This window comes from Wolbachia endosymbiont (group B) of Erebia ligea (assembly GCF_947179575.1).
In the GTDB taxonomy this organism is placed as follows: Bacteria; Pseudomonadota; Alphaproteobacteria; order Rickettsiales; family Anaplasmataceae; genus Wolbachia; species Wolbachia pipientis_C.
This window is the reverse complement of record NZ_CAMXBW010000001.1, coordinates 24,866-50,695: the sequence shown is the minus strand read 5'-3', so window position 1 is coordinate 50,695 and position 25,830 is coordinate 24,866. Positions and strand designations below refer to the sequence as shown.

At 34.9% G+C, this 25,830-nt stretch carries 20 protein-coding genes, 1 tRNA gene and 1 pseudogene; 15 read left to right on the top strand and 7 right to left on the bottom strand.

Annotated elements, in window-relative coordinates; all coding sequences use genetic code 11:
- Nucleotides 1-81: 81 nt before the first annotated feature.
- Nucleotides 82-1,002, top strand: coding sequence for a ribose-phosphate diphosphokinase (locus OM962_RS00210; protein ID WP_264330427.1), 921 nt, complete (start codon nucleotides 82-84; stop codon nucleotides 1,000-1,002).
- The gene (gene gatC, locus OM962_RS00205) at nucleotides 992-1,345 is read left to right on the top strand and encodes an Asp-tRNA(Asn)/Glu-tRNA(Gln) amidotransferase subunit GatC (RefSeq protein WP_007302647.1); all 354 of its coding nucleotides are present in this window, start codon (nucleotides 992-994) and stop codon (nucleotides 1,343-1,345) included. The genes OM962_RS00210 and gatC overlap by 11 nt, the downstream gene beginning before the upstream one ends.
- A gap of 38 nt (nucleotides 1,346-1,383) precedes the next feature.
- On the opposite strand, the gene OM962_RS00200 is transcribed toward gatC, so the two are convergent.
- The 4 genes from OM962_RS00200 to OM962_RS00185 all read right to left on the bottom strand — a co-directional run bounded on the left by OM962_RS00200 (nucleotide 1,384) and on the right by OM962_RS00185 (nucleotide 6,168).
- Nucleotides 1,384-2,640 (bottom strand): Tol-Pal system protein TolB, encoded by a 1,257-nt coding sequence (locus tag OM962_RS00200; protein ID WP_026092717.1) that lies wholly within the window; start codon nucleotides 2,638-2,640, stop codon nucleotides 1,384-1,386.
- Nucleotides 2,641-3,086: 446 nt separating this feature from the next.
- Entirely contained in the window at nucleotides 3,087-4,721 is a 1,635-nt protein-coding gene (locus OM962_RS00195) for a ribonuclease J (RefSeq protein ID WP_264330426.1), read from the bottom strand.
- 168 nt (nucleotides 4,722-4,889) lie between these two features.
- Nucleotides 4,890-6,008: a molecular chaperone DnaJ gene (dnaJ, locus tag OM962_RS00190; RefSeq protein ID WP_264330425.1), complete on the bottom strand. Its 1,119-nt coding sequence runs from the start codon at nucleotides 6,006-6,008 to the stop codon at nucleotides 4,890-4,892.
- Between the two features lie 82 nt (nucleotides 6,009-6,090).
- Nucleotides 6,091-6,168, bottom strand: a tRNA-Arg gene (locus OM962_RS00185).
- A 151-nt stretch (nucleotides 6,169-6,319) separates the two neighbouring features.
- On the opposite strand from OM962_RS00185, the gene OM962_RS00180 reads away from it, so the two are divergent.
- Together OM962_RS00180 and OM962_RS00175 are read left to right on the top strand one after the other, a co-directional pair.
- The gene (locus tag OM962_RS00180) at nucleotides 6,320-6,667 is read left to right on the top strand and encodes an IS630 transposase-related protein (RefSeq protein WP_213864026.1); all 348 of its coding nucleotides are present in this window, start codon (nucleotides 6,320-6,322) and stop codon (nucleotides 6,665-6,667) included.
- A 10-nt stretch (nucleotides 6,668-6,677) separates the two neighbouring features.
- Nucleotides 6,678-7,178 (top strand): IS630 family transposase, encoded by a 501-nt coding sequence (locus OM962_RS00175; RefSeq protein WP_319606738.1) that lies wholly within the window; start codon nucleotides 6,678-6,680, stop codon nucleotides 7,176-7,178.
- 763 nt (nucleotides 7,179-7,941) lie between these two features.
- Here OM962_RS00175 and OM962_RS00170 read toward each other — a convergent pair.
- Complete coding sequence (locus tag OM962_RS00170) at nucleotides 7,942-10,992, bottom strand: phosphoribosylformylglycinamidine synthase subunit PurL (protein WP_264330424.1); 3,051 nt, start codon at nucleotides 10,990-10,992, stop codon at nucleotides 7,942-7,944.
- 108 nt (nucleotides 10,993-11,100) lie between these two features.
- On the opposite strand from OM962_RS00170, the gene OM962_RS00165 reads away from it, so the two are divergent.
- The 3 genes from OM962_RS00165 to fumC all read left to right on the top strand — a co-directional run bounded on the left by OM962_RS00165 (nucleotide 11,101) and on the right by fumC (nucleotide 17,210).
- Nucleotides 11,101-14,010, top strand: a complete 2,910-nt coding sequence (locus tag OM962_RS00165) for a PD-(D/E)XK nuclease family protein (RefSeq protein ID WP_264330461.1) — start codon at nucleotides 11,101-11,103, stop codon at nucleotides 14,008-14,010.
- 213 nt (nucleotides 14,011-14,223) lie between these two features.
- Complete coding sequence (locus OM962_RS00160; protein WP_264330423.1) at nucleotides 14,224-15,630, top strand: ankyrin repeat domain-containing protein; 1,407 nt, start codon at nucleotides 14,224-14,226, stop codon at nucleotides 15,628-15,630.
- A 191-nt stretch (nucleotides 15,631-15,821) separates the two neighbouring features.
- Nucleotides 15,822-17,210, top strand: a complete 1,389-nt coding sequence (fumC, locus tag OM962_RS00155; RefSeq protein ID WP_264330422.1) for a class II fumarate hydratase — start codon at nucleotides 15,822-15,824, stop codon at nucleotides 17,208-17,210.
- A gap of 24 nt (nucleotides 17,211-17,234) precedes the next feature.
- Here the strand turns inward: fumC and OM962_RS00150 are convergent, their stop codons facing one another.
- A complete protein-coding gene (locus tag OM962_RS00150; protein ID WP_264330421.1) occupies nucleotides 17,235-18,155 on the bottom strand; it encodes a hypothetical protein in 921 nt (306 codons plus the stop codon).
- Between the two features lie 296 nt (nucleotides 18,156-18,451).
- Complete coding sequence (locus OM962_RS00145; RefSeq protein ID WP_264330420.1) at nucleotides 18,452-19,732, bottom strand: hypothetical protein; 1,281 nt, start codon at nucleotides 19,730-19,732, stop codon at nucleotides 18,452-18,454.
- 143 nt (nucleotides 19,733-19,875) lie between these two features.
- Here OM962_RS00145 and OM962_RS00140 point away from each other — a divergent pair, with 143 nt between their 5' ends.
- The 8 genes and pseudogenes from OM962_RS00140 (at nucleotide 19,876) to cgtA (ending at nucleotide 25,761) form a co-directional block, all read left to right on the top strand.
- Entirely contained in the window at nucleotides 19,876-20,517 is a 642-nt protein-coding gene (locus OM962_RS00140) for an HAD family hydrolase (RefSeq protein ID WP_264330419.1), read from the top strand.
- Nucleotides 20,517-20,990, top strand: a complete 474-nt coding sequence (locus OM962_RS00135; protein ID WP_264330418.1) for an RDD family protein — start codon at nucleotides 20,517-20,519, stop codon at nucleotides 20,988-20,990. Before OM962_RS00140 ends, OM962_RS00135 begins: the two co-directional genes overlap by 1 nt.
- A gap of 53 nt (nucleotides 20,991-21,043) precedes the next feature.
- On the top strand, nucleotides 21,044-21,520 hold the full coding sequence (gene bfr / locus OM962_RS00130) for a bacterioferritin (RefSeq protein ID WP_264330417.1): 477 nt from the start codon (nucleotides 21,044-21,046) through the stop codon (nucleotides 21,518-21,520).
- 1 nt (nucleotide 21,521) lies between these two features.
- Nucleotides 21,522-22,133 (top strand): SURF1 family protein, encoded by a 612-nt coding sequence (locus OM962_RS00125; protein WP_264330416.1) that lies wholly within the window; start codon nucleotides 21,522-21,524, stop codon nucleotides 22,131-22,133.
- 9 nt (nucleotides 22,134-22,142) lie between these two features.
- Entirely contained in the window at nucleotides 22,143-23,141 is a 999-nt protein-coding gene (locus tag OM962_RS07700; RefSeq protein ID WP_264330415.1) for a glutamate ligase domain-containing protein, read from the top strand.
- 120 nt (nucleotides 23,142-23,261) lie between these two features.
- Nucleotides 23,262-23,378, top strand: a pseudogene (locus OM962_RS07815) (WPE palindromic element domain-containing protein); the annotation flags it as partial.
- A 98-nt stretch (nucleotides 23,379-23,476) separates the two neighbouring features.
- Nucleotides 23,477-24,751, top strand: a complete 1,275-nt coding sequence (gene eno / locus OM962_RS00110; protein WP_264330413.1) for a phosphopyruvate hydratase — start codon at nucleotides 23,477-23,479, stop codon at nucleotides 24,749-24,751.
- A complete protein-coding gene (cgtA, locus tag OM962_RS00105) occupies nucleotides 24,739-25,761 on the top strand; it encodes an Obg family GTPase CgtA (RefSeq protein ID WP_264330412.1) in 1,023 nt (340 codons plus the stop codon). Before eno ends, cgtA begins: the two co-directional genes overlap by 13 nt.
- The last annotated feature ends 69 nt before the right edge of the window (nucleotides 25,762-25,830 follow it).

Sequence of the window (25,830 nt, the reverse complement as noted above, 5' to 3'; positions counted from 1 at the left end):
TCCATGAGCTACTTGACGGCAAGAATAAAGTTTTAATCATTCCATGGTTTCTGTATAATTTTCAAAACTTAATTGATATATATGAAGATAATAATAGGTAGCGCTAGTAAACAATTAGGAGATTTAATAGCAAGTGGGCTAAATGCTCAGCTATTTCCTACTCAGGTGTCAAGATTTGCTGATGGTGAGGTAAATGTAGAAGTAGCAAATGATCTACGTGATCAAGAAGTATACGTAGTACAATCTATTTCTTCCCCTGTAAATGATAACCTTATGGAGCTTCTGCTTACAATTGATGCAGCAAAGAGGTCAGGAGCCAAGAGAATAACGGCTATTATTCCTTATTACGGATACAGTAGGCAGGATAGGGTTATTAAAAACAATAATATGCAATCTGCTTTAAGTGCTAAATTAGTTGCAAATCTTATTCAAACTGCAGGTGCAAATAGCGTTGCTGCTATTGATTTGCATTCAAGTCAAATTGAAGGTTTTTTTGATATATCAGTTACTAATTTAAGCTGTTTTAAAGTATTTGTTAACTCTATATACAAGGAGAATTTGGCAATAGTTGCGCCTGATGTTGGAGCAATTGGAAGAGCTCGTGCTTTTGCAAAGATTTTAGAGGAAAAATACAAGTTAGATAATGATATTGTTGTAGTAGATAAATATAGAGAAAAAGCAGGTACATCTGAGGTAATGAATGTAATCGGAGAAGTTGCAAACAAAAATTGCGTCATTGTTGATGATATAGTTGACTCTGGCGGAACATTATGTAATGCAGCTCTTGCTTTAAAAAACCGAGGAGCAAAGTCTGTAGTTTCATGCATTACACATGGAATACTTTCAGGAAATGCAGTTGAGAAAATCTCTTCCTCTTCTCTGGATAAATTAGTAATTACGGACACCGTATTTCACAAATTTGAAAAAAATGATAAGATAGAGGTTGTTTCAATTGCAAATATTTTAATTTGCTTTATGCAAGGAGGTAAAAGTGCCAGCTAGATCAACAGAAGATGTTATCACTTCGTTAATAGAATTTGCAAATAAGAGAAAAATAACAATTACTAAAGAAGAAATGCTTAAAACTGCACAGCTTGTGAGGATTAAGTTATCCGATGATGAGATTCAATACTACTCAAAAGAACTGACAATGCTGGATTGGATACATGATACTTTGTTGAAAGTTAATACTGAAGGTGTTTCTCCTATGCGTTATGGAACTATAGATAAGGATATTCATGTACGCGATGATATTATAAATTCTCAAAACATTAAAGAAGAAATATTATCCAATACAAAATCGGAGCATGGGTATTTCGTAGTACCGAAGGTTATAAACGATTAAGATAAAGCAAGATTTATAACGATTTTATAGATCTACTTTCAAAAATAAGACCAATCTGGTAAAGAAGCATTCGTTGGAGTAAAAACCATTTTTTGATTTTTCTTTACTAAATCTACTAAATATAATTTAGAGTTGCTTGGTGATTCTGCGTTAGTGAAGATAATTTCTCTGCCATTTGGTAGCCATGCCGGAGATTCAATTTTATGCCCCTCTGAAAGCAAGCGCTCTTCTTTGCCATCTGGCTTCATAACTCCTATGTAAAATTTTCCTGACTGAATTTTTGTAAAAGCTATCAGATCTCCTTTTGGCGACCAAACAGGTGTAGCATATCTTCCATTTCCAAAACTAATTCTCTTGGGTTTTTTGCTTTTTTTAGTGAAATCTATGATATATAGTTGCTGACTTCCACTTATATCAGAACTAAAAACCATGTACTTTTGATCTGGAGACAAAGAGGGAGAAGTACTTATAGCTGAACCTTTAGTAATTTTTTTTGTTCGTTTACTGTTTAAGTCTAGAGATAATATATTTGTTTCACCACTCAATGAGTGGGAAATAAAAAGAGATTTACCATCAGGAGAAAATCTTGGTGCAGAAATAACTCCTTCAAATGCGCTGATTATTGATTCAGTGTTATCTTTTAAATTTTTTAATATTATATAACTTTTACCATTTGTGTATGAGATATAAACAATACCCTTTCCATTTGGTGAAAATCTTGGTGTTGACACAAATTTCTCACCATTTGTTAAGTACTTTATATTACTTCCATCTTGATTCATCACAGCAATTTTACGGACGGATTTGTAATTGCTATCTTTTTCTTCAGCGATATATGTAATTTTTGTATTGAAATGCCCTTTCTCACCAATCAATCTATCATGTATCAGATCTGAAACAAGATGACTAATTTTCCTCCAGTCTTTTGCTAGAAAAACAACCGACTGAGTAAGCAATTCTCTGTTTGTAAAGCTGTCAGATAAACGAAAAGATAGCTCTAAATTTCTGTTTGATACTTCACTTAAACTTACTGTGACTACAGTATCGCTTTTCCAAGACTCAACTTTCGCGTCACGTTTCACATTAAATAAGCCACAATTAGATAGATTTGTTTCAATTACTTTTGTGATGCTTTCACTTAGCTCACTTTCCACTTCTGTCTTGCATGCACATTTAGATACAACAAGATCAATATTACCAATATTGCTTTTTTTTATATCAACATATAAAACAGCTTTTGTGGAATAAGGAATAAATAACGAAATAAATAACACCAGTTGAACGAATAGCTTCATTAGATTTCTTGCATTACCTCCTGTCATCTCAGCAAATAGCTTACTTTTGAAGTTAAACTGCATGACAGTAGAGTAAATCAATTTCTGCAGTACTTGACACTGGAATCCAGAAATTTGACTGCAAGTAAGTGCACTGAGGTGGCAAGCATAAAAGTAGCTGTTTTATTCTAAAATAAACGTCTTTGACAAGGTTGCATGAAAAATTGGATTCCAGTTTCAGAGCACTGGGATGATACCCTACTGGTGGAGATTGTTCTAAAACTACAATGTTTGCCTGGGCGTTGAGATGGCACCCTTCTGGTAGATTCAAATCACAATGTTTGTATAGTTGTGTGATCTGACACTGATTTTTTTTTACGGATTCCAGTATTGCATGCTGAAATAACATCAAAGAATACATTGTTAACTTCTTACTCAAATAATGGTTAATAAAAAAAGGTGTATTTCTATACCTGTTCTATCTGGACTTCAATTATAGGTCTTTTTAGTAAATATTCTTTTAAGATACTAAATATTGAGCTCTCAATTTTATTTCTTATTTTTTTTATCGGCTGTGAGTCAAATGCTGACTCAACCTTCTTTATGATCTTTTGCATAATGGCTGCATCTTCTTGCGCTTCGAAAACACCAGGTGCAAATACTTTTGGCTTAGCGAGCAGTTTATTTTTCTTGTTTACAACTGCTGTCACTACGATAGCTCCGGCATCTCTCATTCTCTCACGCATTTTTATAACGCTGCATTCTGGATGAAGGAGTAAAATACCATCAATACCAAAGTAGTCGACATCAATGGAGCTAACTTTTTCCCCATTTTCCAAATTAACAATATCACCTGGTGCAATCATTATTGCTTTTTTCACACCGCACTCTTTAGCAAACTTTACATGTGCATCCGTATGAATATACTCACCATGAACCGGAATAGACATCTTAGGTTTTATCAAAGAATACATTTCCCTTAGCTCTGCTTTTACTGGATGTCCGGAAGCATGAACATTCTCTGTTTTTTCAGTAATAACTTCCACTCCCATCTCAATAAAGGCATTGAGCATGTTATGTGCACGAGTTTCATTGCCAGGAATGATTTTTGATGAAAAGATCATGGTATCACCTTGCTGCATTTTAAATGCTTGATGACTCTTAGCGGCAAGTCTTGCGGTAGCTGCCAGTGGCTCACCTTGACAACCTGTGCAAAGTAGCACCAGCTTTTCCCTTGGAAAATTTACTGCCTCCTTTGCTTCTAGAAACTCAGGAGAATCAGTTAAATAACCACTATCCTGAGCAACTTTCACTATTCTCCATAAAGATCTGCCAAGTAAAACCACTTTTCTATTTAGTGCTTTTGCAGCTTGGCTTATTGTTTCAATTCGCGCCACATTCGAGGCAAATAGCGAGACAGCAACCAATTTTTTAGACCGCTTTATTATATTGTAAATATTATCATAAATTTCACTTTCTAATTCAGGGTCGTGTTTGCTCAGTATGTTTGTTGAATCACAAATTGCTGCAAGTAGATCACCTTTATCGCCAATTTCTTTTAAACGCTCTATATTAGAAATTAATCCAACAACAGGTTTTGGATCAAATTTCCAGTCCCCAGTATGAAGTGCACTACCTGCTTCAGTGCTAATTAATATTGAATTTGCCTCAGGAATTGAGTGAGTTACATTTATAAACTCAACGGTAAAAGGACCCAAATTTATGCTGCCATTTATGTCTACCTCTTTCACAGGTACCACACCTTCCAATCGAAACTCCTTTAGTTTCTCCTTGAGAAAATTAACTGTAAACTTTGTTGTATATATGGGACATTGCAAATCTTCCCACAGATGAGGCACTGCACCACAGTGATCTTCATGTGCATGTGTAATTATTATTCCAAGCAAATCTTTTTTTCTTTGAGCAATAAAATCTACATCAGCAATGAGTAGCTCAACACCTGGCATAGTTTCATCTGCAAAACCGATACCAAGGTCGATCATAATCCACTTGCCTTGATAATGATATAGGCTAACGTTCATCCCAATTCTTCCTACTCCTCCAAGAGGAAGAAATAAAAACTCATTTTTGTTTATGTTCATTAATTTTAAATTATTAAAATGTGAGAATAGCAAAACTTCGACCTTAAATAAAGGAATTTATCACTTTTGCATAACTTAAAAAATCTTTTCACTAAAAGAGAAGGCTTTCAAATTGGTAAAAAGAATTAAGTGTAGACAGCTACCTCTTTATATCATTTAGCAAATTTCTCATTTTTTTTTTACTTTTCCAAAGAATCCTTCAGATTTCTGCTCTACACTTTTATGTTCCTCTTCCTCAAGCGCTTTTAATAGCTCAATCTGCTTTTGGGTTAAATTCTTTGGATTTAAAGTCTCAACTATTACCTGTACGTATAAATCACCACGAGCATGTGAGTTCATATATGGCATACCCTTTTCCCTACAACGTAGTTTGGTACCAGTTTGAGTGCCTTCAGGGACCTTTACTTTTATTTTAGCTCCATCAATTGATTGAATATCGATTTCACCACCAAGTACTGCTAGTGTCATTCTTATAGGCACTTTACAGTGTAAATCTGCTCTATTGCGAGTGAAGATCTGATGAGTAGCTATTTTCACACATACGTATAAATCTCCGCTTTTTCCACCTCTTGCTCCAGCTTCTCCTTTACCACTGACCCTTACCTTAGCTCCTTCTTCTATGCCTTTTGGAATTGAAACGGAGATATTTACTTCATCTCTTTTACGCCCACTTCCACCGCATTTCTTACATTTATTTTGTATTATTTCTCCTTCCCCATAGCATGTAGTACACGTTCTTTCAATGGTAAAAAAGCCCTGTTGAGTTCTAATTCTACCGCTTCCCTGGCATGTGTTGCACTGAACTGGTTTGATTGCTCCTTCGCTACCTGTGCCTTGGCATGTATTACATTTTATATTTGTCACATAATGTATAGGTGCTTGTATTCCTTTAAATGCATCTTCTAAGGTAATTTTAAGATCGTAGCGCAGATCTGATCCAGATACTCCTGTTGTACTTCTTTTTGTTCTTGACCTACTTGTACTGCCGCCGAATCCTCCACCAAAAAAATCGTTAAATATATCGCTAAAATCCCCTCCAGCTTGGCTGAAATCAAATCCACCGGAAGCACCATCGTGACCATAACGATCATAACCTGCTCTTTTTTCAGAGTCATATAGAACTTCATATGCAGCTGTTACTTCTTTAAATTTTTCCTCTGCTTCCTTATTACCAGGATTTCTGTCAGGATGATATTTTAATGCTAGTTTTTTATATGCTTTTTTTATCTCGTCAGTACTAGCATTTCTGCTCACTTCTAGCAGATCATAATAGTCTTTTTTGTTCATATATAATAGCTCAGTATTTTACCTTTAAAGATAGGTATTACACATATGAATTTCAAGCATGACCTCTATTTCCTATAAAATATGGTGCACCCTGAGCGACTTGAACGCCCGACCTTTTGATCCGTAGTCAAATGCTCTAATCCAACTGAGCTAAGGGTGCTTGCACAAAGTTGACTTTAACAGATTTTATAGCTTATTTCAATTGGTTTAGCTAAAAATAAAACTCTTATCATGTATGAAACCTGTAAGAAATTGTACTATAGTATTTCCTAAAGTAAATGATAAAGGTATAATAAAGTATTTGAGTTATAATGGCATATAGTGTGGATTTAAGGGAAAAGGCAGTATTGATGATAGAAAAAGGTAAGACAAAGGTTGAGGTAGCAGAGCTTATGGAGATAGGAATAGCAACTCTGTACCGTTGGTTAAAAAAGAAAGCTGCTGGTGAAAGCCTCAAGCCATCTAAAAACGGTAGCTTTATTCGAAAAATAGACCCCAAAATACTCGAAGAATATGTTACAAAGAATCCAGATCATACTCTGGCAGAGATGAAACAAAATCTTGGATTTGGAATAAACTCAATTTGGTATAGACTAAAACAGCTAAAAATTACTTTAAAAAAAAGTCACACTATATCAAGAGCGCAATCAAGAAGATAGGGAGCAATTTATTGATAAAATCTCAAAAATAGACCATTCCAGCATCTTATATATAGATGAAGCAGGAGTTGATAATAAGTTATACCGAGAATATGGACGCGCTCCAAGAGGAAAGAAAATTTATGCAGATATTCCAGGGAGAACTCGAGAGAGAATCAGTATAGTAGCCGGGTGGATTGGAAAGAGATTTATTGCACCAATGACTTTCAAAGGTGGGTGTGACAAAGAGGTATTCAATACATGGTTGGAGAAGATGTTATTACCTAAATTGCCACTTGGCACAACTATAGTTATGGATAATGCTACATTTCATAAGACCACTAAAACAAAATCATTAATAGAGTCTTTTGGCTGTCATTTGCTGTATCTTCCAACATATTCACCAGATTTGAATCCTATAGAATACTGTTGGCATACCATCAAAAGCCGCCTCAGACCTCTCATGTATAAATATACAGACTTACAGCTTTTGGTTGGTAATACCATAATGGAACTTTATCATCCATTTTAGAAAATACTATAGCTCTCTTAAAGGATAACTTAAGTTAACAGTTTCCAATTACTTTGATTTTAGAACCGCTATCCGAATAAGAGCTTTTCACATTATACTGCCAAGCTGCTAACAAATAGCGGAATGACGGTTATAGTTAAATCTAAACTATTTTGGCTATATCAGAAGACGGGTTATGCAGAAACCTTAAAATACTTCTTGCTTGCCAAGGAGAATAAATACATTCCTACAAACAAGCAGATACTCAATATCGATGCATAGGAAAACTTGAAAATTAAATCTTTAATATATCTTGATAAGCATTTACCTGCAGAAATTTTGTATAGTAGTCCAACACAAACAATCGTACTATCAATGACTGATGCTATAATTAAAGTGATGAAATTTGCCATATGAAAATTCAATTTGGACTTTAATTTTTTTAAAATAACTATGCTTGAGAGAAGAGAGACTAGAATTGCAGTATATGAAACCAATATTACCAAACTAAAATTTTGCAATTTAAAAAGACAGCATATCACCGTACACACTATTAAGCTGTAAGTAGCTTTGCTTCTACCATGAAACTCAACCATTGAGTTTACAACTAAAGTAGCTCCTACAAATAAGGTAGCACATATCATTAATTTATTTGAAGTGTTAAGTAAAGAAAGACTGATAAGCAAGAGTATTGATAAAATGGACATAATCACCTACCCAAATTTAATAACATGCATTTATTTTAATCAGACATTACACATAATGAAAAATTTGTCTAGCGTAATCAAAAGTTATTTAAACTAGTACCTAAGTCTTTCAAATCTATTCTTATAATATCCTTTATATTGAGAGCTTTCTCCTCTGTCACTTTTCCAATACATGAAAAAACTATACCTTTAAACAATTCTTCAAACTTCCGCTGATTTTGCGGGGCAATGGTTACTAATATTCTACTTTGCGATTCAGAAAACATTATTATCTTGTTTATTATGTCTGTATTTTGTGTTTTTCCTATTGGTACTAGTGAAAGATCAATTTCAGCACCAAGGTCTCCTGCAATTAGCGATTTTGCCAGAGCAATAATTAAGCCCCCTAAGTTTGGTGCAATTGCAGAGACAATTATGCCATCTTTTATTGCCTGGTTGTAACGTTCATACAACTTCCTAGCGCTCTTTGCATTAACTTTTGGCACGTTGTTATTATCTATTCCACTATATAACTGATATTCAGATCTACCAAGCTCATCGTGGGTTGTACCAAGCACATATATCAAGTCCCCTGGCATTTTCACATCAAGCGATACCGCATTTTCAATATTTTCTATAATTCCAATTGCTGAGATGAGTAATGAAGGTGGTGCAGAGATTATCACTTTCTCGCCATTTTCATCATATCCCTTGAAGTCATTGAACATACTGTCTTTTCCGGATATGAATGGTGTTTTAAATGCAGTTGCAAAGTTGTAACAAGCCTCTGCAGCTCTCTTTAGTTGCCACAATCTTTCTGGATTATAAGCATCACACCAGCAAAAATTATCGAGCAACGCTAGATGATTTATATTTCCTCCTGCAGCTACGTAGTTGCGTATGGCAGTGTCAATCGCACATGCTGCCATGTGATAAGTGTCAATTTCTCCATAACTTGAGCCAAATCCCTGCGATTTTACAACACCTTTGTTTGAAGAAAGGACTGGCCTCGAGACAACAGCTTCGCTGCACACTCTTCCCTTGCCTTGCAGTGGTTTCAGTATTGACGATCCTTGAACCTCATGGTCATATTGCACCACTATAAACTCTTTGCTGCGTATGTTTGGTCTGCTTAGCATTTCTTTTAGTTCAAAGGTGTCATGCAAGTAGCTGAGACTGGAATCCATTTCACGCTCAGCTCCACCATCGTATGGGTTTTGGCGTAAAATGTTTGCAGGCTTTACCTGCTGGATCCCAGTGTCAAGCACTGGGATGACAGGAAAGGATACAGTAGACTCCTTAGACCACGGTTTCGTCTGTAAATGCACTTTGGGATTACCGTCATGCAGAAATTCAGTTTCGATGTCCATTATTACTTCTCCTGGGGGACATTTAACAACGGCTTTGCCACTTTTGTTGAATTCTCCAATTACACAGACCTCCACATCATGTGTTTTCATGATTTGCTTAAACGCAGGAAGATTTTCTTCTGGCACTGCTAAGGTCATTCTCTCTTGTGATTCTGATATCCATATTTCCCACGGAGCCATACCATCGTTTTTAAGGAGAACCTTGCTCAAATCAACTTCAAATCCGTCTTTTCCCATTTCACCAATGGACGATGATAGACCTCCTGCTCCATTATCCGTTATTGCATTATAAAGACCAAGATCTCTTGCTTCTACGACGGCGTTGGATAATTTTTTTTGTGTTATAGGGTCACCAATTTGCACAATTTTTGAAGGACTGTTTCCCGACAATGCCTCTGAAGAAAAAGTTGCACCGTGAATTCCGTCCCTTCCAACTCTTCCACCAATAATTACGATTTTATCACCGTTTTTGGGTTCTTTTATGTGTGAAGGTGCATTATTTATATTCCGTGGAATAATTCCGATGCTTCCAACAAAAACTAATGGCTTTCCACAGAATCTATCGTCAAAGTATACTGATCCAAGTTGCGTTGGAATACCGGAGCAATTACCAGCAACATTAACACCGTGAATCACTTCTTTCATTATATATTTTGGTGGTAAGATTTTATCAGTACGCTCTTTATCTCTATAAAGTTTGCCTTTTGATTCTTTGGCAAAGCAAAAGTAATAAGTATTCATGATAGGTTCTGCACCTTTGCCAAAACCGACTATATCTCGGTTAACTCCAAGCACTCCAGTCATTGCTCCACCGAACGGATCGAGAGCTGAAGGACTATTGTGAGTTTCAACTTTATCTACAATCAAGTAATCGTCATCAAAAATTATTCCTCCTGCGTTGTCGGAGAAAACTGACACGCATATGTTAGAATTTATCTCACGCGTTGCACGCTTAATATAATGAGCATATAGACCTTCTTTTATTTCATCAATAGGGGAGCAAAAAATATTGTGTTTACAATGTTCAGACCAAGTCTGTGCCAGAGACTCAAGTTCAATATCATATGGATTTCTACCGAGTTTTTTAAAGTAATCCTTTATAGCTTTCATTGCTGCCAGCGAGAGCCCTAAAGTGCCATTACCATCGATTCCATCTCTGCTGATTTTTTCAAGCTCTTGGTCACTCACATTGAGTTTGACAGATTTTGCTCCATTATTACCTGGCGTCATCCCAGTGCTTGACACTGGGATCCATTCTTTTTTTTCCTGGTCATGCGATGTAATGACACCAGGTGTGATATTGGATTTACCATAATATTTCCAGCTATAGTTCTTACAGATAAGTGTGCAATATTCAGTGATAGGGTTGAATTCTTGTTTTATATCATCTTCAGTTGGCAAGTTCCCTTGACTTAGAATCAATTTTGAACTTCTTGCCTTGATAGAAACACTTTCATCAATGTGGCCTTTGCTCATTAGATATTCTCTAACAATTTGTTTTGCCGTGTTTCCTACGTTATCGGTCATGCCAGGTAAAAAGCTTATCTCCAAGCCCCACTTTGCTTGTGATTCTATGAAGTTATATTGAACTTCTTTAAGGTTTTCATTGTAGGAATAATAACGGCAGTCTTGTATGACTTTATTATAAAATAGCCCACAAATTTCTTCATGTAATTTTGATGGTAATTCTTTGCTTATGTAAATCAAGTAAACATTAACTACCCTTCTGCGGCCAACTTGTTCACATTTATTAAAAACTTCTATTCTGATGTTTGCCATGTAATATTGTGAAAGACTTTAATATATCATAGCATAAGAAACTGCGAGCACATTTATATTTTAAATAATTTCTATACAATAAAAGTGTTGTATTAATTGTTACTGTTAGTGGGAAGAGTTTTTACTGTTAATGTGAATGAGTCCCTTTTTGATGTGCTGGTTCAGCACATATTTTCTGAATATGAAAGAGAAAAAATTCCCGAGATAAAGATCATACTTCCCTGCAAGAGGGATGTGATAGCATTGCTGAGTGCATTCAAGAATTACAGAACTATAATTTTACCAGAGATAGTTTCACTAGAAAACATTGATGAAGAAGATTTAATATTAAATCTTGATAGAGTTAAAGTTATTAACCCGACAAAGAGAACGCTGCTACTCATTCAATTTATATTGGAGTGGAATAAAAAACACAATGATAGTTTTCCAATCGATCTAGTTTACAGTTTGCCGTCATTACTTCAATATACCCAAATAGCGGATTGTTATCAGCTTGATGAGCATTCGAAGAAAATGGAGAATTTCATAAACTTACTTATCAAGACTTGGAGTAACACTTTAAAAAATTTAGGAGTAGTAGATATACTAAAGCATAAGAGTGACTACATAAACAATATGATAGCCTCCCTGAAGAAAGATCAGCATATGATCTTTATTGGAATTGGGAAGGAGGAGATTTATAAGTCGTTGATTAAAGCTGTATACGACCTGCCATTTGGAAAGATAATTTTACCTAATCTGAATTTGAAAATTAAAGAGAAAGATTGGCAATCACTTGATAAAAAACATTATCAATATTGCCTGAAAGATCTGCTCGATTATTTAAGTATAGGCAGAGAGGATGTAAGTTTTCTGCCAGAAGTGTGTTCTCCAGTGCCCAGACGCTCGGATCCAGAAAACTTAACTTTAAATGAGTGCACCAGGTGGCTGTACAATAGAAACTGGATTCCAGTGTCAAGCACTAGAATGACATCATCTACTACTCAAATTACCTGCAAATTACAATGTTCGTACACTAAAAATCAGAGGGCTGGGATGACAGGCAGTCCTGAACTAGATTATGTCTTTGATACAACTGCCGATCTAAGTAAAGTTAGTAATGGATATATTGACAATATTGAAGTCATCACTTGTAATTCCAGAGAGGAAGAAGCACAGGTGACGTCACTAATTATAGAGAATGAAGGTTATGAAAACGTTTCTTTGTTTGTTTTTGATAAATTACTTGCAGTTCGTATGGCGTGCCCCATATCGGAAAACTATTCTTATGTGACGCTTCTGCTTTATAGTATTGAGATTTTGAACTCAAAATGGAACGGTGTGGCATTGCTTTCTCTTCTTAAACATAGGCTAGTGACTTTTGGTTACGCTCAAGAAGAGTACACTCGTATTTTATCTGAGTTTGAGATAGAAGTATTGCGTAGCTTTGATATAAATGGTCTTAAGGATATTATCAACGCTATTAGTACATGTAAAAAGCTAAGATATAAAGAAGATATATTAATTATTATCAGTAGATTGGAAACTATATTTAATCTTTTATTTAATCTTATAAATCATCCTATTTCTGCTATAGTAGCAGCTCATTTACAGTGTGTTAATGTGCTTTCTAATGTGAATTTTCTAGAGCTAAATGGTGAAATAGGTAATTTTACTCGCGATTTCTTAAATGCATGTGACGGTATAGCAATTGAGTGTTCCTTAGAGTTATACAGTCAAATCCTGATATTATTTTTAAAAAGGAAGTTTTTTTCTCCAGAAAATAACTTTGATAAATTTAGCTTATATCAAAATAAAGTTGTAATACTTGCTGGATTTAATGATATACCAAATTTTCAGAATCCGTTTTTGAGTGCACTGAATAGAGAAAAATTTAACCTTCCTTCTGTGCAAGAAGAGCAAGGGTACTTTTTGTATACTTTGCGCAATTTATTTGGTGCCGGCAAGGTTTATATTACGAGGCTAGTGAGTGATAGAAAATCAATTCTATTGCGCCATTTGGAAGTTCTGTTACAAGAACCAAAATATCCTTACCGCGATTGGCTAAGAATATTAAATACACCTGAGTGTATTGTTCCATGTACTCAGCCTATGCCAAAACCTCAAGCCAAAGTCAGAGAAGAAAAAATGCAAGTGATGTCTTGCAGTGCAATAGAAAAGCTAATTCGTAATCCTTATTCGTTTTACGTTGAATATATACTGGGCCTTAAGCAATTGAGAGACTTGAATTTTAAGCCATCGATATTGGAGTTTGGCACTATGGTACACAATATTCTTGCAAGATATTTACGCAACGAAAAGTCGCTGATGAGTGTTGTACGAGAAATATTCTCGTCTAATCGATTCCACTTTTCAAATATGTGGTGGGTAAGGTTGCAGAGGATAATTCAATCTTTTGTTGAGTTTGATAGGACTGGAAACAATCAAGTTGAGTTGGAGAAGAGCTTTTCCTATCCGATATTTCATATTCCAGCGCGTGACACACAACTGCGCGGATGCTGTACAACTTCCACTAAGAAGAAGGGTGTCATTCCAGTGCTTGACTACTTGGATCCAGAAAATTTGATTGCAAATGAACACACCAGACAATTGTGTAATAATAGCTGGTCAGATACTCGAATGACAGAAGAAATTTTATTGACAGCAAGATGTGATAGAGTTGAGTATCTACCAGGTGGGCAAGTAGCAATTATAGACTATAAACTTGGTTCACCACCTTCCAATGAGGAAGTTATGTCAGGATTTTTCCCGCAATTAATTTTACAAGCTTTAGCAGTGGAATACACAACAAAAAAAGAAGTCTCGGAGCTTTCTTATTGGAAACTTGATTATGATAAAATAAAGGTTATTGCTTTGAAAGATTATAGACAAAAAATGCATGAATTTCAGAATATTCTACCAGATTTCTTATCTAATTATTTAAGAGATACTACTCCCTTTATTGCCTCTCCTTATTTTGATAAATTCCTGAGATTTAACAGCTACAAACAACTAGAAAGGATAGGGGAGTGGTTATAAATTATATCTCCTCTCATCCAGATCAAAATAGCTGGTTGTACAGCTGGTTTACTAAGTGCAGTAGGAGAATTACTAGATTGTGATATAGACTCATCTTTGCTAGACTCAAATAACCATAAAAAAACACTAAAAAGTGATTCAATCAATTTTAGCCATTAAAACTTGAATAGTGGCTAAAATAGCTTTAAATTGTATATTTTTTAGGAGGGGTATATGCCATCACAAAAACAGCTAAATGCGCAGCTAATTGATGCTGCTAAAGAAGGTGAGCTACGTTTTGTTCAGCAAGCCATACAGGGTGGAGCAATGATTAATACAATAGATGATGATTATGGGAGAACTGCTCTAATGTGGGCTTCCAGAAATGGTCAATTAGAGATAGTACAATACTTGATAGAAGAGGGAGCAAATGTTAATGCAGAATCTCCGGGAAACATAACTGCTCTAATTCATGCTGCTGCCCATGGTCATCTTGAGGTAGTACAACTTCTAATAGCAAATGGAGCTGATTTAAATGTGAAACGTAAAGGTCAATTCTCTGCCCTAACATATGCTATTGTAAATGGCAATACGGAGGTAGCAAAGCTTCTAACTAGATATCATTTAATAGCTAATCTTGATATGTCAATACCTCGCTTGCCTCTTCCTACTTGTATACCAGAGTTATCATCTTATTGGTATGACTGTAAGGATGAGCTCAATAAAATGAAGGAAGAAGATAGTGAATTATATAATTTTCTTGTAAGTAAGGGCATTGATGACCAGGTAAGAATTTGGACAGAGAGTGAGACAATACAAAATATTTCACAAGATAGATTAAATATAGAATACTTAATCTATGCTAAAGATTTAACAGGTAAAATAGAATTAGTGATATTTTTTCTTAACAACAGGGAAATAATCAATTCTTTATCGCGGTATTATAAGGTAAGAATTCAAACAATTGATCAGGTAAAAAGTCTACTTGATCGTTTCATAAGAGAACATGTAGAGCTTGAAGTAGAAATTGTTCCAGCACAATTAAACTTTAATACTAAAGAGTTACAACCCTCTAAACTAAAAATATTATCATTTGCACAAATGATTAACAATCATGCAGGATTATTTTCAGCTGCCAAAAATGGTCAATTAGAAACAGTAAGATACCTGATAGAAAAACAGAAAGAAGATATTAATTCAACAGATCACTATGGAAGAACTGCTCTAATGTGGGCTGCTGGAAGTGGCTATTTAGAGGTAGTAAAGTACCTGATAGAAACAGCAAAAGCAAATGTTAATGTGAAAGATGGCTATGAAAACACTGCTCTGAATTATGCTACTAGAAACGGGCATTTAGATGTAAAAGAATATCTGAAAAGTCATATACAAAAAGAGCTACGGAAGAAATACGTCTGCATTGGCGTGAGTGGTGCAATAGGTTATGTTGCAGGTATGACAATATCATGTTCTGCGGGAGCAGCGATTGCAGTTTGTGCAGCATCAGCTACCATTAGTCTAGCGTTAGGTGCAATTTTTGATTATACAATTGTAGAAGTAAAAAAAGAGAAAGCAAACACAGGTATAGCTTCTGTGCTTAAAGATGTTTTCACTATTCAAGCTCTAAGTAGAATAGCCTTATAGAGAGTGAAAGTAGGTTTATTGCTTAAGGTTGCATGATTGCCTTAATAACAATAAAAAAATAATAGAAGTAAAAGATATGGCTTGAAAGTTTTCTAAGGTCTTCACTAAAAATGTCTCAACTTGACACTGAAATACAATTTGATTTAACTAATCATATATGTAGGTAATGTCAAACACTAGAATGAGGAAATATGGATAAAAAAGTTAGAATAGAATCAGATAGCTTAGGAAAAGTAGAAGTACCAAGTGAACATTACTGGGGAGCGCAGACTCAGCGTTCTTTGGAAAATTTCAAAATTGGTACAGAGAAAATGCCAGAGCCCCTGATTAAAGCGCTAGCAATAGTAAAACTTGCAGCAGCACGTGTTAACATGAAACAGGGTAGCATAGATAATAGAGTAGGGGATGCAATCTGCACAGCAGCACAGGAGGTAATAGACGGTAAATTTAATAATCAATTTCCGCTTGTTGTTTGGCAAACCGGGTCTGGAACGCAGACCAATATGAATGTGAATGAAGTGATCAGCAATCGTGCAATAGAAATTTTGGGCGGTGATTTAGGTAGTAAGTCTCCAGTGCATCCAAATGATCATGTAAACTGTGGTCAGTCATCAAATGACACTTTTCCAACAGCAATGCATATAGCAGTAGCAGAACAAATAGACCGCTTGCTTATTCCCAATCTTGAAGAATTATATAAAGCGCTAAATAATAAGGTTCATGAATTTAAAGATATAATAAAAGTAGGGCGTACTCATCTGCAAGATGCAACTCCTCTAACACTTGGGCAGGAATTTTCTGGCTATGCAGTTCAGATTAAAAAGGGAATAGAGAGAGTAAAGTCAACTCTAAGCAATGTATATGAACTTGCACAAGGTGGCACTGCAGTTGGCACGGGAATCAATACTAAAAAGGGTTTTGCTGAGGATTTTGCTAAAGAAGTGGCAAAAATCACTAATTTTCCATTTACTTCAGCAAAAAATAAGTTTGAAGCACTAGCAGCAAATGATGCTTTAGTTGAGCTCAGTGGAGCACTCAATACAGTAGCAGTAAGCTTGATGAAAATTGCAAATGATATAAGGCTACTTGGTTCTGGTCCAAGATGCGGAATTGGAGAAATAATGTTACCAGAAAATGAGCCTGGCTCTTCAATCATGCCAGGTAAGGTGAATCCAACTCAATGTGAAGCAGTGACTATGGTATGTGCTCAGGTTATGGGAAATCATGTTGCCGTGACAATTGGTGGCTCAAATGGTCACTTTGAATTGAACGTGTTTAAGCCGGTGATAATTTACAATGTTTTGCAGTCTATAAGACTTTTAGCTGATGCAAGTTTAAATTTTGCAGAGAAATGCGTAGTTGATATTAAAGCAAACGAAGAAAGAATAAAGGATTTACTAAATCAGTCGTTAATGCTAGTTACTATATTAAATACGCATATAGGATATGACAATGCAGCAAAAATAGCGAAGCTTGCTTATAAAGAAAATATCACTCTAAAAGAAGCAGCAGCAAAACTTCAACTGCTCACTGAGGAGGAGTTTGAAAGGATAGTGAAACCAGAGGAGATGGTAGGTTAAACTACCACCTTTTTTTGTCCCTAGTTAATTGTGGTAATATGTATGGAACTTTGCTGGTTGCTCTACATATACCTCTTCTAAATCACTTAGAGCGTGGTCATTGTGATTAAAGCCATATCTCTTAACCATCTCATCTAGCGTAACAGAGCTTAGAGAGAAACTGAACTCTGGCAATGGATTCACATTTGAGGATTGCAGACTAGTTACTCCATTTATCAAATAGTTATAATACTCTGGGGATAATTGCTCACCTTCTAGGCTATCTGATATATGCTCATTCGACGTTAAACTACTACTAACTGTCGAATTTTCTGTTACAGTATTGCAGAATTGATTATCGAATTCAGCAAAACCCAGAAATGGAATTACTGTTTGGCTACATGATTGATTCTCTTTGTCAGAAGAAAGTTCTAGTCTAGTATCAAATGTATGTTCAACAACTGTTTCCTCGAACGCAGGAGATATAAGAGAGAAATGTGCTGCTGGCAAATCATCTCTGTTTTGTACTAACGGTTCATTGGAGTTTTCAGTACTTAAGTTGCTTGAACTCTCTTTATTGCTTAAGTAAAAATTCTTTAGGACAAGCTTAGCTTTGACAGTTGATTTTGTCTCTAAATTTACTTTATAATCTTCTTTTTGTTGGGGATTCAGTTGATTAAATAGAATTTTAAATAAAGTCGATGTGGGATTAATACAATCGAGTGTATTGAAAGCAAACTCTTGAGGTAACTGATTAAAGATAGAAGGTGCTTCTTCCTTGTCTAGTGCATTTAGTATGCCGGACATAGCTTTAGAGCCTTGAGGCTTTGCTTTAACATGCTCTATATATTCATTTTTATGGTTAGTGCTAAGGTTATTAAATGCCTTTCTAAGTTTATTTGTTTGGTGAGAGTGAGCTAACTTGTCTAAATTTTTCACCACTTCGTCGCTTATACTACCATGCATTTCTTTACCACCATCAAAGTTAATGTATTAATATTATATGAACTTTGATGACAAAATCAATATAAAATATTTAAAAATTAATTATTTTTCTAATAAAAATAGAAAATCTATAATTTTTTTTATTTTCCTGATTTGTGTCTGTTTTGCTTTCTATAGTTAACCCAAATTAGGTTTGCCGAAACAAATTTTATGAACAATTTAAGTTAGCGCGTGACGCTGGAATCTAGATTTTTAGCTATGGTCAAGCCATAGGATGACAAATTGGACCCCAGACTATGCAAGAAATCTAAGGCGAATTATCTTTTATGGTCTGTATTTGTTTTTTCTACTTTCGTGACAGGAGTTACCAATGAATTATCAATTTGCTTTAAACCTTCACTTGCGCTTTGGTCTTGATTTGAAAGGAGCTCATTTTGTTGTTGCCCTTCATCATTTGGCGTACTTTTTTGAGTAGTTCCTTTTATATCCTCTACACTCTTTTTATCTTTACCAAAAAGTTCTTTGAATATTTTCTTCAGAAAACGTACCAAAAAGCCTTCTTCTTTTTGATTTTCTTTCAATTGAGCTATATTTTTCTTTTCACTTAACTGAGATTTTTTATTATTAGATTTTTTTTCTGTAGCATTCCTATCCACTGAGACTTGTTTTAACGAAATTTCAGGCTTTTTGTCGCTAGGTTTATCTTTTATAGGATCTTTGCTTACTGAAGGTTGTAACTTAGTTACTGTATCTGTTTGAACAGAAATCTTTTCTTGTTCAAAGTTTTTATTTTCTGAAATAGCTCTTCCAGGAGTATCTATTTTGCTAACTGAGTCACGAATTTTGTCTGTTTGCACAGAGGTCTTTTCTTGTTCAAAGTTTTTATCTTCTGAAACAGCTTTTTCAGAAGTATCTGCCTCACTAACTGAGTCACGAATTTTGTCTGTTTGCACAGAGGTCTTTTCTTGTTTATTTTGATCAGAAATTTTGCCTTCTAATGTAGTTTGAGATTTTTTATTACTTTCAAACTCTGCAACTTTTTTACTTGTAAAAACGTCTTTTCCTTCGAATTTCTGTTTAAATCCAGCAATCTTTTCAAAATCTTCAGCTATTTTTTTGGCTGCACGATCCATTCGACCTTCAAGATTATGAATCAATTTTTTAATAATCTTCACTTCATCTGTACGCCCTTTTTGAGCTTTAAGCTCCCGGTACAATTCAACAATAATTTTTACTTTATCTTCCAATGAAGAATTTTCTGGAAAAACATCTTTAAGTTCCCGATTCAATTCGACGATCTTTTCAAAATCTTTAGCTACTTTTTTAGCTGCACGGTTCATTCGATCTCTAAGACTACGATTTAATTTTGCAATAGTCTTGATTTTATCTCCCAGTGAAGAATTATCTGCTGCAGAAATATCTTTTAACCTTTTCCCGGGATTTTCTTTGGTTACTTGCCTTTTGTAAGCTTTAAGTTCCTGGCGGAAATCATTGATAATCTTCACTTTATCTGCCAGCGACGTACCTTCTGGAAAAGCACCAGCAAAGACATCCTTGAATTTCTTCTCAATATCTTGTGTATCTTTAAGCTGTGTCATACCTAACTAAATAAAAGCTTATACTAAAATCAGTATAGTAGTTAATTATGTAAAAATGGTTAAGACACAAGGAGCACCTCATTTATGCTTTTTTCATCAAAATATCATTTACTTATTAACTTAAAATACGTAACAATATAAAAATGAAAAATAGCCCGTTAGCAGTAGTATTCGATTGGGATAATACCTTAGTTGACACTCAAGATAATATTTCTAATGCCATTCAGCATACCTTGAGTTCAATGGGGTGCAGCAACAAAGTTGCTGATAGAAATTCTCATGAATCAAGAAAGAGCTACATGGTCAATTTGTTTGGTGATCAGTGGAAAAAAGCGAATCAGATATATCAAAAATACCTAGATAATGCACTGTTACAAAATATTACTCTGAACGAAGGAGTAGAGAAAATGCTGCAGACACTCAAAAGCCACAATATTTACCTAGCAATAGTGAGCAATAAGAAAAATACTAATTTACGTCAAGAAGTTGCCTATTTTAAACTAGATTCTTACTTTGAAAGAATAGTTGGCTCATGTGATACTGCAGAAGATAAGCCATCTGCAACTCCACTGCTATTTGCACTGGAGGAGAGTACGTTACCTATAAATAGAGAAAATGTGTTTTTTGTTGGTGATAGCATCACAGACATTCTATGTGCACAAAATGCCAATTGCTTACCTATTATATACGGCCAATCAATAAGCGGTTATAAAGATTTGTTATATTTTCAACATTTTAATAAACTTACAGAATTCATAGTAAAGTATTTGAAAGATAGGTGGTAATGACAGAGATCGCTAGTGTACACAGGCGCTTTTGCGCATATTTAATAGATGTAGCAATTTTATTAATTCCAACCTTACTAATTGTGTTGTTATTAGGGGATTTTCCATTAATTTTACACCTGTCATACATGTGTATAAATTGTGGTTACTTTACATATTTTATATCTTCAACAGCTCAAGCAACTCCTGGTCAACAGTTAATGAATATATATACTATCACTTTAGATAGTTCTAAAATAGGTTTGAGCTTAGCATTTGATCGCACTATCTCTCAGTTTTTTCTTCCTATGCTAAATAATTCAATTATCACCTTTATCAAACTTTTTAAAACATCAGTAAATGCTTTAAGTACACTAGAAGTGATTATAGTGATGCTTACCTTCAGTTGGTATTTAGTTGCTTGCTTCTCTCAGAGGAAACAGGCATTTCATGATGTGCTATTTGATACGATTGTTGTGAGAAAAATGAATTGATGTTGCCTTGATTGTTGTGTAGATTACATTGGTATATTAGCTAAAGAAAGGTTATGAATAAAGAAATAGTAGAACATTTGAATAAATTATTGACTCATGAATTAACTTCCGTACGTCAGTATCTTTTGCATTCTGCGATTCTTAAAAATAGCGGAATCAATAAACTTGCAGAAAAGATGAGAAAGGAGCTTAATGAAGAACTTGAGCATGCAAATAGGCTGGCAGAAAGAATTTTACTGCTTAAGGGCATGCCAAATTTTCAAGATACAAATAAAATCTCAAAGTATGAAGGAAAGTTCACAAAAGATACAATGCAGAAAATCTTAGAAGATAATTCTAACTTAGAAGAAGAAGGTATCAAGGGCATCAAAGAGGCAATTTCCGTTGCTGAAAAAGAAAAGGATTTCGTGAGTGTAATGTTATTAGAAGAACTACTGAAAAATGAGGAAGAGCACTTACATTGGATCAAAGGACAGATTGACCTTATTGAGCTTATGGGTATTGAAAATTACTTGAGAACACAAATATAGAGTGTTAAGAAAAACAGTATTTATTTTCATTATACCTTTTTTACTTCTTTTTTCACTCGGGTTATGGCAGTTATTTAGATTGAGCTGGAAGAATAATATTATCAAAAATATGGATCTTCCAGTTATTCATCTACTGCCTAGTGATAATCTTTCAAAGTTTAACTACAGAAACGTTAAAATCGACGGAATTTTAAGTGATATAGAACTATATGTTTTCGCAGGTCAACGTGGCTATCATGTGCTGTCTCCTATGTTGCTTATCAATGGACATTACATGTTAATAAATAAAGGGATAGTCAGAGAAAAAAAAGAAGAAAAAGCAAAAATTGAAAAAGTAGCTTTGAGTGGAGTTTTATATTGTGATGGTAGCAAAAATTGGTTTATCAAAAATGATATTGCTTCAAATACGTGGTTTACCTTAAGTACAGAAGAAATCTCCAATGATCTAGGTATTAAGCTAGAAAAATGTATATTGTGGCAAGACAATTTTGGTGGAAAATTGACTATACAGCCAATTAAGCATTTGGAGTATGCAATTACTTGGTTTGCACTTTCCTTTATTTGTCTCATTATGTGCGTATTTTACTGTAGGCAAAATAGATATAAGTTGTAGGGAGGTAGCATGGAAAAAGAAGAGCTACAAATAGAAAAAATGCAACAAAGAGGAAGTAAATACTTATTACAAGAATTAATTGTATGTCAGTATTGTAAATCCATTTATTATGGAATGAGTAATGCTAAGGGAGGAAGAAGTTACTATCGTTGTCCTGGAAACCGTTTTGATGAATGTAATAGCAGACCAATACGCGCGGATATACTAGAAGAGGTAATATGGAAAGAAGCGAAGATGGTAAGAGAGCATATAACGAAGGAAAAGTGTGATTTATCAGAGGTAGATTGGGAGACTAAATTTAATATAATTAAAAAGTTAGTTCAGCGTATTGAAATTGATGACGATAATATACATATAGTCTTTCGATTAAAAGAACTCGCTCTCGAAAGACAAAAAGAAGATATTCAACCTTGTACCAGAATTATAAAGAATGTAGTGCTATCAAATGCAATAGGAATGCATAAAGTTAGCAACGCCCTGGCTGCAATATCAGTTGCAGTGAAACTTGGAATTAGTGATGAAGAGATTAAAAAAGGTCTTTTGGAATTTAAAGGAGTAGCAAGGAGATTTTCATTAATTGCCGATATTAAAGGTGTTAAGTTAATTGAGGATTATGCTCACCACCCAAATGAAATACAGGCAACCCTGTCAGCAGCACGTTTGACCATTAAAGGAAAGGTAACAGGAATTATCGAGCCGCTTCGTTTTGCTCGTATTCGTAATTTTTTTGATGAGTTCGTACGAATTTTCATGATGTTTGATTATGTAATTCTCACTCCTGTCCACCCTCCAGAAGATAAGCCTATTCCTGGCTGTGGAATTGATGATATACAAAAAGCCTTGATCAGTAATGGGTTTAATGATGTGAAGATTATGAATGATGCTTTACTCATTTCACATTTTATTAGTAATTCGACAAGTTCAGGAGATGTAGTATTATTTATTGGTGCTGGTAGTAATATAGCTAAACTAGCAAGAGAAGCTGTAAAGCTGCTGCTAGTAAAATAAACTTAAGCATTGGTGATTTATATGATAAAATTGTGTAGTAAAACTGGATCCCAGTGTCTAGGCAAACAACTGTACAGACATTGCGATATGGGGATAGCTTCCATTAAGAATGGTGTCATCCCAGTGCCCAGACACTGGGATCCAGAAAACTTAACTTTAAATAAGTGGCTGTATAATAAAAACTGGATTCCAGTGTCAAGCACTGGAATGACAACATCTGCTACTCAAATTATCTGTTTATCTGTAGGTTGCAATGTTCGTACACTGGAATGTTACAGCGCTGGGGTGACATTTCCCGAACGTGCACACAATTGTGAATCTAGTAGAGGTTTAGCATGATGAAAAAGACAATTAGCAGTGTATTTGCAAGAGAAATTTTAGATAGCAGGGGTTACCCAACAATTGAGGTAGAAATAGAACTATGTGATGGAGCAACAGGTAGAGCCGCTGTCCCTTCTGGGGCTTCGACCGGTAAACTAGAAGCATTGGAGCTGAGAGATCAAGATGAAAAAAGGTATTGTGGTAAAGGAGTGCTGAAAGCTGTTCAATCTGTGAGTGAAGTGATAGCAAATAAAATCATTGGCATGGATGCAGCAAACCAGAGTGCAATTGATAAAATTTTAATTGAACTAGATGGAACAAAAAATAAATCTAAACTTGGAGCAAATGCAACTTTGGGTGTGTCTCTTGCTGTTGCAAAAGCAGCAGCAAACAGCTTTAAAATGCCGTTATATAAGTATTTGGGAGTAGGGGAAGAGCAGATGCCAGTTCCACTTATTAACGTAATTAATGGTGGAGTACATGCGGATAATAAACTAGATTTTCAAGAATTTATGATTCTTCCCGTTGGTGCTGAAACTTTCAGTGAAGCAATCAGAATATCTGCAGAGGTATTTCATAACTTGTGCAGCATTCTTAAGAAAAAAGGTTATAGCACAAACGTAGGAGATGAAGGTGGTTTTGCACCAAATATTGGAAGCACTGAAGAAGCTCTTAATTTGATAATTCAGGCTGTTGAATCTGCTGGTTATTCGATGAAAAATCACTTTGCACTGGGTCTTGATGTTGCTGCATCTACTTTTTATGAAGATGGAGTTTATAAATTTGAAAACAGAGAACTCACTTCAGAGGAATTGGTTCAGTATTATTTTGACCTTGTAGGCAAATATCCAATAATTTCTATAGAAGATGCAATGAATGAAGACGACTATGAAGGTTGGAAATTACTTACTGTAAAACTTGGGAATAAAGTTCAATTGGTTGGAGATGATTTATTTGTTACAAATTGTGAACTAATAAGTAAAGGAATAGAGGAGAAAATGGCAAATGCTGTACTAATCAAGCCAAACCAGATAGGAACACTTACGGAAACTTTTGCTGCTATTGAAATGGCAAAATTAAATGGTTACAGGGCTATTATTTCTCACCGCTCAGGTGAAACAGAAGATACAACGATATCCCACATAGCGGTTGCATCGAATTGTGGGCAAATAAAGACTGGCTCGCTGTCGCGTTCTGATAGGCTTGCAAAGTATAATGAATTGATGAGAATAGAAAGTTCACTAGGAGAAAATGCTAAATATTATCGCGGGTTAGCATGGATTTCATAGACGAAGTTAAATTATATTTAAAAGCAGGTGATGGTGGCGATGGCTGCGCTAGTTTTCGTCGAGAAAAATTCGTTGAATTTGGTGGCCCAAACGGTGGTAATGGGGGCAGGGGAGGAGACATAATTTTCATCAGTGATGCAAATCTCAACACTTTGCTTAATTTTCGTTGTCGAAGACATATTAAAGCGAGTAGTGGAAAAAGTGGTACGAGTAGAGATAAATCTGGCACAGCAGGAAAAGATATTATACTTAAAGTTCCAGTTGGTACACAAATAATCGATGAAGAAAGTGAGGAAATAATAGTAGATCTTGATAAACCTGACATGGAATTTCAAGTAGTGAAAGGTGGAAAAGGTGGGCTTGGAAATACTAACTTTAAATCTGCTACTAATAGGGCACCAAGACATTTTACTCATGGTCAGCCCGGCGAAGAAAGAAATATAATATTGAAGCTAAAAGTTTTATCTGATGTTGGCATTATTGGTATGCCAAATGCAGGTAAATCTAAATTTTTAACCCGCTGCTCAAATTCTGATACGAAAGTAGGTGATTATGCATTTACTACTATAAGGCCACATTTAGGTGTAGCAAAAGTGGATTATAGTGAAATTGTGATAGCAGATATTCCTGGAATAGTCGATGATGCTCATCTTGGAGTTGGGCTCGGACACAAATTTTTAAAGCACATAGAAAGGTGCAAAATTTTACTGCATTTAATTGATGTAACGCGCGATGACGTTATCTCAGCTTATAATTGTACACATAATGAACTGAAGCTTTACAATAGCGACCTTATTAAGAAGGAAGAAACTGTTGTGTTAAACAAATGCGACTTATTGGAGGAAGCAGAAATTCTTGAGAAGAAGAATCATTTAGCCAATTATCTTGATAGAGAAGTACTGTGTTTATCAATCGACGATGATTTACAGCCCATTCTGAGGTTATTGAGTGAGAAAATGAAAAAAAGCGACCCTAAAAAAATTGATGTGTATGATCCTTTTAAGACATAGATTCAGTATACAGATGGCTAATTTAATAATTGCAGTTTTAAATTATATTAATACCTATAGCATAGTAGT

Bases quoted from the DNA above. Each gene is read 5' to 3' on its own strand.
- OM962_RS00210 (WP_264330427.1), top strand. From the start codon at position 82: ATGAAGATAATAATAGGTAGCGCTAGTAAACAATTAGGAGATTTAATA.
- OM962_RS00200 (WP_026092717.1), bottom strand. From the start codon at position 2,640: ATGAAGCTATTCGTTCAACTGGTGTTATTTATTTCGTTATTTATTCCT.
- OM962_RS00195 (WP_264330426.1), bottom strand. From the start codon at position 4,721: ATGAACATAAACAAAAATGAGTTTTTATTTCTTCCTCTTGGAGGAGTA.
- dnaJ (WP_264330425.1), bottom strand. From the start codon at position 6,008: ATGAACAAAAAAGACTATTATGATCTGCTAGAAGTGAGCAGAAATGCT.
- OM962_RS00180 (WP_213864026.1), top strand. From the start codon at position 6,320: ATGGCATATAGTGTGGATTTAAGGGAAAAGGCAGTATTGATGATAGAA.
- OM962_RS00170 (WP_264330424.1), bottom strand. From the start codon at position 10,992: ATGGCAAACATCAGAATAGAAGTTTTTAATAAATGTGAACAAGTTGGC.
- OM962_RS00160 (WP_264330423.1), top strand. From the start codon at position 14,224: ATGCCATCACAAAAACAGCTAAATGCGCAGCTAATTGATGCTGCTAAA.
- fumC (WP_264330422.1), top strand. From the start codon at position 15,822: ATGGATAAAAAAGTTAGAATAGAATCAGATAGCTTAGGAAAAGTAGAA.
- OM962_RS00150 (WP_264330421.1), bottom strand. From the start codon at position 18,155: ATGCATGGTAGTATAAGCGACGAAGTGGTGAAAAATTTAGACAAGTTA.
- OM962_RS00145 (WP_264330420.1), bottom strand. From the start codon at position 19,732: ATGACACAGCTTAAAGATACACAAGATATTGAGAAGAAATTCAAGGAT.
- OM962_RS00140 (WP_264330419.1), top strand. From the start codon at position 19,876: ATGAAAAATAGCCCGTTAGCAGTAGTATTCGATTGGGATAATACCTTA.
- OM962_RS00135 (WP_264330418.1), top strand. From the start codon at position 20,517: ATGACAGAGATCGCTAGTGTACACAGGCGCTTTTGCGCATATTTAATA.
- bfr (WP_264330417.1), top strand. From the start codon at position 21,044: ATGAATAAAGAAATAGTAGAACATTTGAATAAATTATTGACTCATGAA.
- OM962_RS07700 (WP_264330415.1), top strand. From the start codon at position 22,143: ATGGAAAAAGAAGAGCTACAAATAGAAAAAATGCAACAAAGAGGAAGT.
- eno (WP_264330413.1), top strand. From the start codon at position 23,477: ATGATGAAAAAGACAATTAGCAGTGTATTTGCAAGAGAAATTTTAGAT.
- cgtA (WP_264330412.1), top strand. From the start codon at position 24,739: ATGGATTTCATAGACGAAGTTAAATTATATTTAAAAGCAGGTGATGGT.